Source organism: Nesterenkonia cremea, assembly GCF_014642675.1.
GTDB classification, from domain to species: Bacteria; Actinomycetota; Actinomycetes; order Actinomycetales; family Micrococcaceae; genus Nesterenkonia; species Nesterenkonia cremea.
Genome location: NZ_BMIS01000003.1, coordinates 238,284 through 250,019, shown reverse-complemented (window position 1 = coordinate 250,019; position 11,736 = coordinate 238,284). Strand labels below are relative to the sequence as shown.

At 67.3% G+C, this 11,736-nt stretch carries 11 protein-coding genes and 1 tRNA gene; 10 read left to right on the top strand and 2 right to left on the bottom strand.

Annotation, left to right across the window (positions count from 1 at the left end; all coding sequences use genetic code 11):
• Nucleotides 1–5: 5 nt before the first annotated feature.
• Entirely contained in the window at nucleotides 6–845 is an 840-nt protein-coding gene (locus IEW85_RS05330; protein ID WP_188683409.1) for a sulfurtransferase, read from the bottom strand.
• A 127-nt stretch (nucleotides 846–972) separates the two neighbouring features.
• Nucleotides 973–1,221 carry an RNA-binding S4 domain-containing protein gene (locus IEW85_RS05325; RefSeq protein ID WP_229658816.1) on the bottom strand — a complete coding sequence of 83 codons (249 nt, stop codon included), beginning with the start codon at nucleotides 1,219–1,221 and terminating at the stop codon, nucleotides 973–975.
• A 116-nt stretch (nucleotides 1,222–1,337) separates the two neighbouring features.
• Between IEW85_RS05325 and IEW85_RS05320 the strand changes: the two genes are divergently transcribed.
• The 10 genes from IEW85_RS05320 to IEW85_RS05275 all read left to right on the top strand — a co-directional run bounded on the left by IEW85_RS05320 (nucleotide 1,338) and on the right by IEW85_RS05275 (nucleotide 11,661).
• Nucleotides 1,338–2,327, top strand: coding sequence for a DMT family transporter (locus IEW85_RS05320; RefSeq protein ID WP_229658815.1), 990 nt, complete (start codon nucleotides 1,338–1,340; stop codon nucleotides 2,325–2,327).
• 78 nt (nucleotides 2,328–2,405) lie between these two features.
• Nucleotides 2,406–3,785 carry a glycine--tRNA ligase gene (locus tag IEW85_RS05315; RefSeq protein WP_188683406.1) on the top strand — a complete coding sequence of 460 codons (1,380 nt, stop codon included), beginning with the start codon at nucleotides 2,406–2,408 and terminating at the stop codon, nucleotides 3,783–3,785.
• Between the two features lie 246 nt (nucleotides 3,786–4,031).
• The gene (locus IEW85_RS05310; RefSeq protein WP_188683405.1) at nucleotides 4,032–4,988 is read left to right on the top strand and encodes a GNAT family N-acetyltransferase; all 957 of its coding nucleotides are present in this window, start codon (nucleotides 4,032–4,034) and stop codon (nucleotides 4,986–4,988) included.
• 204 nt (nucleotides 4,989–5,192) lie between these two features.
• A complete protein-coding gene (locus IEW85_RS05305) occupies nucleotides 5,193–5,840 on the top strand; it encodes an FtsB family cell division protein (RefSeq protein WP_188683404.1) in 648 nt (215 codons plus the stop codon).
• Nucleotides 5,833–6,429 carry a DUF501 domain-containing protein gene (locus IEW85_RS05300; protein WP_188683403.1) on the top strand — a complete coding sequence of 199 codons (597 nt, stop codon included), beginning with the start codon at nucleotides 5,833–5,835 and terminating at the stop codon, nucleotides 6,427–6,429. Before IEW85_RS05305 ends, IEW85_RS05300 begins: the two co-directional genes overlap by 8 nt.
• Nucleotides 6,422–7,450 carry a Ppx/GppA phosphatase family protein gene (locus IEW85_RS05295; protein WP_188683402.1) on the top strand — a complete coding sequence of 343 codons (1,029 nt, stop codon included), beginning with the start codon at nucleotides 6,422–6,424 and terminating at the stop codon, nucleotides 7,448–7,450. The genes IEW85_RS05300 and IEW85_RS05295 overlap by 8 nt, the downstream gene beginning before the upstream one ends.
• The gene (locus IEW85_RS14625; RefSeq protein WP_188683400.1) at nucleotides 7,447–9,033 is read left to right on the top strand and encodes a S8 family peptidase; all 1,587 of its coding nucleotides are present in this window, start codon (nucleotides 7,447–7,449) and stop codon (nucleotides 9,031–9,033) included. Before IEW85_RS05295 ends, IEW85_RS14625 begins: the two co-directional genes overlap by 4 nt.
• Nucleotides 9,034–9,068: 35 nt before the next feature.
• Nucleotides 9,069–10,472, top strand: a complete 1,404-nt coding sequence (locus IEW85_RS05285) for an NAD(P)/FAD-dependent oxidoreductase (protein WP_188683398.1) — start codon at nucleotides 9,069–9,071, stop codon at nucleotides 10,470–10,472.
• A gap of 58 nt (nucleotides 10,473–10,530) precedes the next feature.
• A tRNA-Leu gene (locus tag IEW85_RS05280) sits at nucleotides 10,531–10,604 on the top strand.
• A gap of 82 nt (nucleotides 10,605–10,686) precedes the next feature.
• Complete coding sequence (locus tag IEW85_RS05275) at nucleotides 10,687–11,661, top strand: acyl-CoA thioesterase (RefSeq protein ID WP_188683396.1); 975 nt, start codon at nucleotides 10,687–10,689, stop codon at nucleotides 11,659–11,661.
• The last annotated feature ends 75 nt before the right edge of the window (nucleotides 11,662–11,736 follow it).

The window sequence follows — 11,736 nt, the reverse complement described above, 5'->3', positions numbered from 1 at the left end:
TCAGCTCAGGGCTGCTCCCCGGTGGCCACCGGGCGCTGGGGATTGTTGGACCATTCGCTGAAGGATCCGGGGTAGAGGACTGTCTCGAATCCGGCCAGCTCCAAGGCCAGTGTGTTGTGGGTGCTGTGGATGCCCGAGCCGCAGTAGCTGGCCACCGGCTTCTCCGGGTCCACGCCCAGGGCCAGGAACCTCTCGCGCAGCAGCTGCGGATCCAGGAAGCGGCCCTGTTCGTCCACATTCTGCGGGGTCGGGGCATTGATCGCGTTGGGGATGTGTCCGGCCCGCGGGTCATAGGGCTCATGCTCGCCGGTGTAGCGGTTGTGGGCGCGCACATCCAGCAGCGTGCCGTACTGGGTGAACGCCTCGACCTCCTCGATGCCCAGCGCGGGCAGGCCGCTCAGATCCAGGGTGACGGTGCCCGGCGTCGGGGTGACCTCACCTGATTCAGTGGGGTGGCCGGCGTCGGTCCATCCGCGCAGCGAGCCGTCCAACACGCGCACATCCTCGACGCCGCCATGGCGCAGCAGCCACCAGGCGCGGGTGGCCGAGGTGGACTTGATGTCGTCGTAGACCACCACCGTGTCGCCCGGGTGCAGGCCCCAGCGGCGCGCGGCCTGCTGGAGGGTCTCCGTGCTGGGCAGAGGGTGCCGTCCGGCTGTGGCGGTCTGACCGGGCTCGGCCAGCTCGCGGTCCAGGTCCACATAGACGGCCCCGGGGATATGGGCTGACACGTAGTCCTCATGGCCGTCGGGGCGGTCCAGCCGCCACCGGACGTCGAGGACCTTCGGGGGAGCGCCGCTGTCCACCAGCTCGCGCAGCTCATCCGGGGTGATCAGAGTGCCCATCTCTCTCCTCCTGAACTGTCGCCCTCACCGTGGGTGATCAATAAAACCCACCTTTCGGCCTCAAACATCGGCGTGTCGGCCCTCAGCATGGATTTTATGGATCACCCACGGGAAAAGGGTCCGGACCTCACTCCTGGACGGGGGTGAGCTCCACGGTGGGGAGGCCGAACTCCTCGCCGTCGAAGAGCACGGTCTCGCCCGGGGCGACCTGGCGGCCGCGCCGGTTCTCAACCTCTCCGCCGACGTTCACCGCGCCCGCCTCGATCACCTCGCGGGCCAGGGCGCCGTTCTCCACGACGCCGGCCAGCTTCAGCAGCTGGCCCAGGCGGATGGACTCGTCACGGATGGGGACCTCAAGCGTCTCGTCTGCACTCACCCCTTCAGTCTTGCAGAGAATCCGGCCGAGGGCAGGGCCTGACCCACGCGGATATCCGGTCCGCCATATGGACATCAGTGCCGATGCCCGAGTCCGGCGGAGCTAAGGTGATGCCCATGAACGCCGCAGCCCCTGCTCAGCCGCAACGATCCCCGCTCTTCTGGGTGGGGATGTTCCTGTTCATGATCCTGTCGGGGATCGCCATCCCCGCGCAGGGGCGCGTGAACGCTGAGCTCTCTTCCACGGTCGGCGACGCCTACCTCGCGGCTTTCATCAGCTTCTTCGTGGGTCTGCTGGTCCTGGCCGTGATCGTCTTTCTCACGGCTCCCGGTCGGAGGGCTATGCGGCAGGTGCCTCCGGCCTTCCAGCGGGGCGAAGTCCGTTGGTGGTACCTGCTCGCCGGCGCTGTGGGTGGTTATTTCGTGCTGGCGCAGACCCTGACCATCGGGATGATCGGCGTCGCGGTGTTCACTGTGGCTGTGGTGACCGGCCAGACGATCGGTGGGCTTCTCTGGGACCGGATCGGGCTCGGCCCCGGCGGTCGTCGCCAGATCACGCTGATGCGTTGCGTCGGAGCCCTGCTGACGGTCTGTGCCGTCATATGGGCCGTCTCTCCGCAGCTGACGGTGGCTGACCGTGGCCTGGCGTGGCTGCTTCTGGTGCTGCTGCCCTTCTCCGGCGGCTTCCTGCAGGCCGGTCAGCAGGCTCTGAACGGCAGGCAGTCGGCTGCATATGGCAGTGCTCTGCCGGGTGCCTTCTTCAACTTCGCCTCCGGCAGTGCTGTGCTTCTGCTCACGTGGGTGACCGTCTCGCTGCTCCAAGGTGGTCTCGGTGTTCCTCAGCTCTCGACCACCTGGTGGCACTATCTGGGTGGGCCGTTGGGCATCGTGTTCATCGTCCTCGGTGCTCTGTTGGTCACCCGTGTGGGCGTCCTGCTGGCTGCGATGGGCATGATCGCCGGTCAGCTGATCGGCTCACTGCTGCTGGACCTGGTGGTCCCGGCGCCCGGAAGTCTGGTCACCACGGCGACGGTGTTGGGCACAGCGCTGACTCTGGTGGCCGTTCTCATCGCCTCTCTGCCGGACATGAGGCGTGGGGGACGGTAAGCTTGCCTGCGGCGTCGGGATCCCCGGCGCCGAAGGACTTGAACACCACCGCACACCGTCACCTTGGAGCACCGCCCTATGGCCAAAGAGACCGCACTCGACAAAGTGATCGCCCTGGCGAAGCGCCGCGGCTTCGTCTTCCAGTCCGGTGAGATCTACGGGGGATCGCGGTCGGCCTGGGACTACGGTCCGTTGGGCACCGAGCTGAAGGAGAACATCAAGGCTGAGTGGTGGCAGGCCTTCGTCCGCGGCCGCGGCGATATGGTCGGCCTGGACTCCGCGATCATCCTGCCCCAGCAGGTCTGGCACGCATCAGGCCACGTCAAGACCTTCTCCGACCCGCTGATCGAGTGTACTCAGTGCCACCGCCGTCACCGCCAGGACCACCTGGAGGAGGCTTTTGAGGCTAAGAAGGGCCGTGCACCTTCGGGCATGGACGAGATCGTCTGCCCCGACTGCGGCACCCGCGGCTCCTGGACCGAGCCCCAGCAGTTCTCCGGCCTGATGAAGACCTACCTGGGCCCGGTGGACGATGAGAAGGGCCTGCACTATATGCGCCCGGAGACGGCCCAGGGCATCTTCGTGAACTTCTCCAACGTGGTGACCTCCGCACGTCAGAAGCCGCCCTTCGGCATCGGCCAGATCGGCAAGGCCTTCCGCAACGAGATCACCCCCGGCAACTTCATCTTCCGGACCCGCGAGTTCGAGCAGATGGAGATCGAGTACTTCACCCACCCCCAGGAGGCCGGCCAGTGGTTCGATCACTGGGTGGAGGCCTGCTACTCCTGGTTCACCGATCTGGGCCTGAAGCCGGACCACCTGCGCAAGTTTGATGTCCCGGAGGAGGAGCGCGCCCACTACTCGGCTGCCACCATCGACCTGGAGTACCGCTTCGACTTCCAGGGCTCCGAGTGGGGCGAGCTGATGGGCATCGCCAACCGCACCGACTACGACCTCGGCTCCCATATGGAGGCCTCCGGCGCGAAGCTGCAGTACTTCGACCCGAAGACCGAAGAGCACTACACGCCCTACGTCATCGAGCCCTCCTTCGGTCTGACCCGCGCGATGATGGCCTTCCTCATCGACTCCTACACTGAGGATGAGGCCCCCAACGCCAAGGGCGGCGTGGACACCCGCACTGTGCTGAAGCTCCACCCCAAGCTGGCCCCGGTGAAGGCCGCAGTGCTGCCGCTGTCCAAGAAGCCGGAGCTGGCCGAACCCTCGCAGAAGCTGGCGGATCAGCTGCGGAAGCACTGGAACATCGATTACGACGACGCCGGCGCGATCGGCCGCCGCTACCGTCGCCAGGACGAGATCGGCACTCCGTTCTGCATCACCGTGGACTTCGACACCCTCGAGGACCAGGCCGTGACCATCCGCGACCGCGATGAGATGACCCAGGAGCGCGTGGCCCTGGACCAGGTCCAGAGCTACCTCGCAGCCAAGCTTCTGGGCTGAGACTAAGAGAGGCGATACAGGGACCCGGGCGGCGCGGAGCGGCGTCCCGGGTGATCGCCGAACGGAGAGGCGATACAGGGACCCGGGCGGCGCGGAGCGGCGTCCCGGGTGATCGCCGAACGCTCGCAGCGTCCTGTGCCGGGCTGAGTTCCGGCACGGGGCGGGCGCTGAACGCTTTGCGTCATGTTACGCACAGGTTTAGACTCGCTGAGCTGTTTGAGAACTGTCGCACCCAAAGGAACCGCGATGAGCACCACGCCCGAGGAGACATCCTCCCGCCTCGCCCTCGATTCCGGACTGACTGTCCGGCCCTGGGCAGAGGGCGATGACCTCCAGCTCCTCGAAGTCTGGGGAGACCCGGAGAACCCGATGCACCATGGCGACCGCGGCCTGCTGCGTCCCTCCTCCAATGAGCCCTGGTCACGCTGCATCGTCGCCGAGCACGAGGGCGTCCCGGTGGCAGCGGCCACCATCTTCCGCTCCTCGCTGCACCCGGACCGGCTCTCCTTCTACGCGGAGGTCGCCCCGGAGCACCGCCGTCAGGGTGTGGCCGCCCAGCTGCTGGAGATCCTCGAGGCTGAGCTGCCCAACTGCGGCACCCAGAACCTCAAGGCCCGGGTGGCCAAGCATTCGGCCGCCCAGTGCTTCCTGAAGGACAACGGCTTCCAGAAGGTCCAGCGCTCCCGCCGCGTCACCGTCCAGCCCGGAGTCCTGAAGCTGCCGGATCTGGATGCTGCGCAGCTGGACCTGGAGGACCTGGACACCGGATCGGTGGAGCTGACCCAGCTGGTCGCTGAGTTCTACAACGCCGTCCACGAGTGGGACCGCGCGGAGATGACTGTGGGCAAGGCGCAGCAGCTGCTGCTGGCTCCGGAGACCGGCGCCTCGGGCGCCGTCGTGCTCCGCGACGTCTCGGACGAGGGGAAGAAGCCGATCCTGGCCTTCGCGATCAGCTACACCGCTGAGCGCACCGAGGATCCGGCCGATGTCCTGCTGGGCTGGAGCCCTGAGCTGGACGAGGAGCAGGCCGGTTCGGCGGCCCGCGCCCTGCTGGCCCTGGTCTCCGCCCGCTACCCGGTCACTGTGGAGGTGGACGACTCCATGGGGCCGCTGAAGCAGGTCACCGATGAGCTCACCGACAACGGGCTGGCCGACTCCGACTTCGAGGCGCTGATCTACGCCCGGGACCTCAGCACCTCCTGATCCCGGCCGGCGCCCGGCCTCAGCCTCCACCCGTCTTCACCGTGTGTGGGCAGTTCCACGCGGAATGAGCGTGCTCAGCGCGCTCAGAGCGCCTGGAAGTGCCCAGACAACGCGGGGCGCACGCGTGTTCCTCAGAGAGCGACGGCGGCGACTCGTCTACTCTGAAGATCCAAGCCCGCTACCTTCCCCCGGAGGCGATGCCCTGTGTCCCGCAGCACGAAGAAAGAGCAGCGTGCCGCCTCTCGTGCCCGGCAGAAGGAGGCCCGCCGGCTTGAAGAGCGGGAGCAGGTCTCCGGTGAGATCAGGACTCCCTCCGACATCACCGCCAAGCGGGCCAAGCGCAGCGCGGCGGCCCCGGCCGTCCAGGCCAAGCCCTCCACCAAGACCCCGGTCAGCAGCCGCAGCCTGGTCCCGGAGCGGACCTTCTCCGGTCGACTGATCGTGCTGACCCTGGTCACCCTGGTGGTCATCTCCTTCCTGGTGCCCACGGTCCGCACCTACTTCCAGCAGCGCGCTGAGATCTCCCAGCTGGAGGCCGACATCGCCGCCGAGCAGCAGCTGCAGGCCGAGCTGGAGACTGACCTCTCCCGCTGGGAGGACCCCGACTACGTCCGGCAGCAGGCCCGTGAGCGCATCAATCTGGTCATGCCGGGGGAGCGGCGCTATCACGTGATCGGCGAGCCGGAGACCTCCGCTGATCTCCCGGAGCACCATGAGCCCGGCGATGTCCGCACCGACCTCCCCTGGGGAGACGCCCTCTGGGACTCGCTGGTCCGCGCCGCTGCGGAGGACCCCGCCGAAGAGACCGACGCCGCCGCCCAAGACCCCGCCGCAGGAGAGACGCATGACTGACCGCACCCCCACCCAGGAAGACCTGGACACCCTCTCCCTCCAGCTGGGCCGGCCGGTGCGCGACGTCGTCGAGATCCCCGCCCGCTGCCGCTGCGGCAATCCGCTGGTCGCGGCCACCGCGCCGCGGCTGAGCAACGGGATCCCGTTCCCCACCACCTTCTACCTCACCCACCCCACCATCACCGCCGCGGTCTCCCGCCGGGAGGCCGACGGCGTCATGGCGGAGATGTCCCAGCGCATCCAGGAGGACGCGGAGCTCGCCGCCCAGCACCGCGCCGCCCACGAGAACTACCTGCAGGAGCGGGAGCGCATCCGTCAGGCCGCAGAGCTGGAGCCGGTCTGGGAGATCGAGGGCATCAGCGCCGGCGGCTACCCTGAGCGGGTCAAATGCCTGCATGTGCTGGTCAGCCACTCGCTGGCCGTGGGCCGCGGCATCAGCCCGCTGGGCGATGAGGGCCTGGACCTCATCGCCGAGGAGTGGACCCCTGAGATGTGCACCTGCGCCACCGCCTGGGACCACGACGCCGAGATCCCCACCCGCGACCTCAGCCGCCACGTCCGCCGCCTGGAGCAGCAGGACGATGAGTGAGGCTCCCGCGCAGACCTCGGAATCCCGCCGGGTGGCCGCCATCGACTGCGGCACCAACTCCATCCGCCTGTTGGTCGCCGACGTCGTCGACGGCGTGCTGACCGATGTGGTCCGTGAGATGACCGTGGTCCGGCTGGGTGAGGGTGTGGACCGCACCGGCGAGTTCTCCGCCGCCGCGCTTCAGCGGACCTTCGCCGCCGTGGACCGCTACGGGCAGCTGATCCGCGAGCACGGCGTGGCCGCCCGGGACATCCGCTTCGTGGCCACCTCGGCCTCCCGCGATGTGCAGAACCGCGACGAGTTCGTCGCCGGAGTCTCCGCACGGCTCAGCAGCGAGGACCATCAGGTGGTCCCCGAGGTCATTCCCGGCGGCGAGGAGGCAGAGCTCTCCTTCGCCGGTGCGGCCGCCACACTGGCCGCCGAGCTGGAGGACCGCCGTGTCCTGGTGGTGGACCTCGGCGGAGGCTCCACCGAATTCGTCCTGGGCACCATCACTCGGGACGATTCCGGCCGGCTCACCGCCCAGGCCGGGCCCGCCTTGTCCACCGATATGGGCTGCGTGCGTTTCACCGAACGGCACCTGCACTCGGATCCGCCCTCTGACCAGGAGATCTCCGCAGCGCGGGCCGAGATCCAGGAGTTCCTCCAGCAGGTGGGCCGCGAGGTTCCGCTGGAGCAGACCGAGGCGGTGGTCGGCGTCGCGGGCACCGTCACCACCGTCACCGCCCACGCGCTGGGGCTGGAGAGCTTCTGCCCCAGCCGCATTGACTCAGCCGAGCTCAGCATCGATGATGTCCGGGATGCTTCACTGAGCCTGCTGCATGCCGCACGGGATGAGCGCGCGCAGCTCGGCTTCATGCACCCAGGACGGGTGGACGTGATCGGCTCAGGGGCGCTGATCTGGATGACGGTGCTGGAGCATATCAATCAGGTGACGAACGGCTATGTGACTGTCGCAGTCGCTTCAGAGCATGACATTCTGGATGGGATTGCGCTGTCCGTGGGCAAGGGGGAGCGATGAACGGAAAGATCAAGCAGACAGGCGGACTGGTCGCAGCGGCGGCGCTGCTGACCCCGCTGGCCTCCGCGCCGTCGGTGGTCAACGCACCGGATGCCTCCGCCGACGCCTGGCGCGACGCCCAGTACTACCTCGAGGACTATGGGATCGAGGATGCCTGGGACACCACCCGCGGTGAGGACGTCACCATCGCGGTGCTGGACACCGGCGTGGATGCTGATCACCCCACTCTCGAAGGCGTCGTGGTGGACGGCACCGACGTCTCCGGCGCCGGAGACGACGGCAGCCCGGTCGAGGACCAGATGGCTCCCTGGCACGGCACCTCTGTGGCGGCTCTGGCCGCCGGCCGCGGCCACGAGCCCACCGACGACGAGCTCGAAGAGGCCCCCGAACAGGGCGAGGACCTCGGCGAGGGCGACTACGAGGATCTCACCGAGGAGGAGTGGGACGAGGTCTTCGAGGAGCTCGAGGAAGAGCTCGAGATGATCTACGGCGACGAGTGGGAAGAGATCATCGAGGACATGTACGGCGAGAACTGGCGGGAGGAGATCCGTGACGACCTCGAGAACATGGGCACCTCGGGCATCACCGCCGAGGGCGTCGCACCCGCCTCCTCCGATCTGCTCACCTCCACCAGCCTGATCCCTGCCGATGATGAGGACGACGACGGCGACGACGACTCCGGCGGACTCATCGGTGTGGCCCCCGAGGCCGACATCCTGAGCGCCTCCCTGCTGCTGGCAGACTCCAACCCGCACGGCTCCGACGCCGAGGAGCAGATCGCCGAGGCCGTGGTCTGGGCGGTGGACAACGGTGCCGACATCATCAACATGTCCGTGGGCTCCGGTGCTGTGGAGTGGCCCGAGTCCTGGGACGACGCCTTCATGCACGCCGCTGAGAACGACGTGCTGGTGGTCGCCTCCGCCGGCAACCGCGGATCCGGCCATATGTCGGCCGGCGCTCCGGCCACCATCCCCGGTGTGTTGACCGTGGCCGGAGTGGACGAGGACCGCAACATCTCCGAGGACGCCTCCACCCAGGGCATCGCCATCGACCTGGCCGCCGCCGGTGAGCGCATTCCCGGCGCCGACCTCGAGGACAGCTACCACCTGTGGGACGGCACATCCGCGGCCGCTCCGATCGTGGCCGGCGCCGCGGCCCTGGTGATGGCCGCCCACCCGGACCTCAGCGCACCGGAGGTCATGCACCGCCTGGTCTCCACCGCTGATCCGGAGAACGGCGACGACGAGATCGATCCCGAGTACGGACACGGTGTGCTCAACGTGGACCAGGCCGTCAACAGCGACGACGTGCCGCAGTTCGACGAGGACGAATACGACACGCTCGAAGAGTGGATCCGCGTGCACCGCCGCGACGATGACGAGGCCGGCGGCCACGAGGATATCCCGGAGGCCTCCAGCGTGGAGGCCAGTCCGGAGGGTGACCCGCGCGAGCGGCCTCAGGCCTCCGAGGCGAGCACCGTCCAGGATTGGGCCGGACCGGCCGTCCTGGGTGCGGCCGGACTGCTGACCATAGCGATCATCGCTGTGGCCGCCGTGCATCTGAGCTCACGCCGAAAGGGGTGAATTGGGGCGGCGTCGTCTGTATTAGGATGGCGCACATGGCAATCTCGCAGAAGCTCTCAGAGAAACCTCGTGTCCTCATCGTCGGCGGCGGATACGTCGGCCTGATCGCAGCCAAGCTGCTGCAGAAGAAGGTGAAGGCCGAAGGTGGTGTGGTCACCCTGGTGGACCCGCTGCCGTACATGACCTACCAGCCGTTCCTGCCGGAGGTCGTCGGCGGCCACATCGAGGCTCGCCATGCCGTGGTCAACCACCGCAAGCACCTGAAGGACACTGAGATCCTCACCGGCAAGGTCACCTCGGTGGACCCTGAGGCCAAGGTGGCTGTGGTCGGCATCGGTGATCCGGAGCAGGGCGAGGTCCAGAGCGTCGAGGTTCCCTACCAGGACATCATCATGGCCGCCGGTGCGACCACCCGCACCTTCCCGATCGAGGGGCTGGCCGAGCAGGGCATCGGTCTGAAGACCATCGAAGAGGCGCTGAGCCTGCGCAACCACATCCTGGAGCGCATCGAGGCCGCCTCCACGATGACCGACGAGAAGGCCAAGGCCCGTGCCCTGAGCTTCACCGTGGTCGGCGGCGGCTTCGCCGGCGTCGAGGCCATCGCCGAGATGGAGGACATCATCCGTGCCGCGGTGGACCACAACCCGCGGCTGAGCCAGTCCGATGTGCGCGTCGTGATGGTGGAGGCCATGGGCCGCATCATGCCCGAGGTCTCCGAGGAGCAGGCCGAGGGCGTGGTGGAGCACCTGCGAAGCCGCGGCATCGAGGTCATGCTCAACACCTCGCTGGGCTCCGCCGTGGACGGCGAGCTGCAGCTGATCAACATGGCAGATAAGTCCGAGCTGGACCGTTTCGAGGCCGACACCCTGGTCTGGACCGCAGGCGTGGCCGCCAACGCAGTGGCCAAGTCCTCCGGCTTCCCGATCGACGAGCGGGGCCGCATCAAGGGCTCTGCCACTCTGCGGGTCACCGGAGAGGATGGCAACGCCTTTGAGGGCGCCTGGACCGCCGGTGACATCGCTGCCATCCCGGACCTCACCGGCAAGGGCCCGGGCGGTTTCTGCGTCCCCAACGCTCAGCACGCCTCCCGGCAGGCCAAGCAGCTGGTCAAGAACCTGCTGGCCGAACGCTACGGCCAGGGCAAGGTCGAGGAGTACAAGCACGAGTCCCTCGGCGCCGTGGCAGGCCTGGGCCTCTACAAGGGCGTGGGCAATCCGATGGGCATCAAGCTCAAGGGCTTCCCCGCATGGCTGGCACACCGCGGCTACCACGGCTACGCGATCCCCACGGTGGAGCGCACTGTGCGCGTGGCCGGCGGCTGGCTCAACGAGATGCTCTTCGGCCGCGACTTCACTGCCCTGCGGGATCTGGAGACCCCGCGCCGGCAGTTCGAGGAGGCCGCAGGCGGCGGCAGGAAGAAGGACAAGGCCGCCAAGTAGGAGGCTGAAGCAGCCGCGTATGCGCTGAAGCGGGTCGTCTCCTGGCGACCCGCTTCTTGCCCCCATAGCCCAATCGGCAGAGGCCGCCGACTTAAAATCGGTCCAGTGTGGGTTCGAGTCCCACTGGGGGCACTTGTGTGATGTGTCGGGCTACGGTTGATGGATGGTGCCGTGTACGGTGGTTGCACCAGTCTCCGGGCCGCAAGGACCGCCCATGACATCATCATCCGCGAAGAACTCGGTCACCCTGCGTTTTCTCGCCGCGCCCACCGATGCCGGGGCTTCAGGCTCTGTGGACGCCGGGACGGTGCTCAACTGGGTCGACAAAGCGGCGTATGCCGCCGCTGTGGGGTGGGCGAAGACCTACTGCGTGACTGCGTATGTGGGAAACATTCACTTTGCCGATCCCGTGCAAGTCGGAGAGATGGTCGAGGTGACGGCAACCATCGTCTATACCGGCAGCTCCTCGATGCACATTCGTACCACGGTGACCTCCAGCGATCCGCAGGGAGGTCAGACCAATGCCTCAACATCCTGCCTGGTGATCTTCGTGGCAGTCGATGATACGGGGAAGCCCACGCCGGTTCCCTCCTGGACTCCGCAGACCGAGTGGCAGCAACGCGAATACGATCACGCCGAAGCCAGAATAGAGGTGCGCAAAGAGATCGTCCGGGCCATGAGCGGCCAAGAGTACACAGATGGCGGTACTGCTGAACGCACTATGCTCCGGTTTCTCGCTGTGCCCACTGACGTCAATTGGGGCGGCAAAGTGCACGGCGGAGTGGTGATGGAGTGGATCGACCAGGCGGCCGCCGTATGCGCCTCTCGCTACTGCGGGATGGACACAGTGGCAGTGTTCTCAGGAGGGATCCGCTTCTACCGGCCCCTGCGGATCGGAGATCTCGTCGAAGTCGAAGCGCGCCTGGTGTACACCGGCACGAAGGGTATGCACGTCGCCGTTCACGTGCGGTCGGCAGACCCCAAGACCTTGGAATTTCACCTGACCACCTATGGTCTCACTGTCATGGTGGCCCGTGACGAGTCAGGCACATCAATGTCGATACCCGCCTGGGTGCCGGTCAGTGCTGAGGACATCAGGCTTCACACTCATGCGCGAGACCTATTGCATATCCGCGGCAAGGCACCGGGAAATCGCCTCCCCAACCATCTGCTGGACGCTTCAGGCTGACTCGGAGCCTGATACCGGTCGACCTGCTGGTCGGCGGGGAACGGGACGTGGCCTCAGCCCGCTTCAGACGAGAGT

Coding starts and splice junctions, on each gene's coding strand:
- IEW85_RS05295 (WP_188683402.1), top strand. CDS start 6,422: ATGAGTGAGGCTCCCGCGCAGACCTCGGAATCCCGCCGGGTGGCCGCC.
- IEW85_RS05330 (WP_188683409.1), bottom strand. CDS start 845: ATGGGCACTCTGATCACCCCGGATGAGCTGCGCGAGCTGGTGGACAGC.
- IEW85_RS05300 (WP_188683403.1), top strand. CDS start 5,833: ATGACTGACCGCACCCCCACCCAGGAAGACCTGGACACCCTCTCCCTC.
- IEW85_RS05285 (WP_188683398.1), top strand. CDS start 9,069: ATGGCAATCTCGCAGAAGCTCTCAGAGAAACCTCGTGTCCTCATCGTC.
- IEW85_RS05315 (WP_188683406.1), top strand. CDS start 2,406: ATGGCCAAAGAGACCGCACTCGACAAAGTGATCGCCCTGGCGAAGCGC.
- IEW85_RS05275 (WP_188683396.1), top strand. CDS start 10,687: ATGACATCATCATCCGCGAAGAACTCGGTCACCCTGCGTTTTCTCGCC.
- IEW85_RS05310 (WP_188683405.1), top strand. CDS start 4,032: ATGAGCACCACGCCCGAGGAGACATCCTCCCGCCTCGCCCTCGATTCC.
- IEW85_RS05320 (WP_229658815.1), top strand. CDS start 1,338: ATGAACGCCGCAGCCCCTGCTCAGCCGCAACGATCCCCGCTCTTCTGG.
- IEW85_RS14625 (WP_188683400.1), top strand. CDS start 7,447: ATGAACGGAAAGATCAAGCAGACAGGCGGACTGGTCGCAGCGGCGGCG.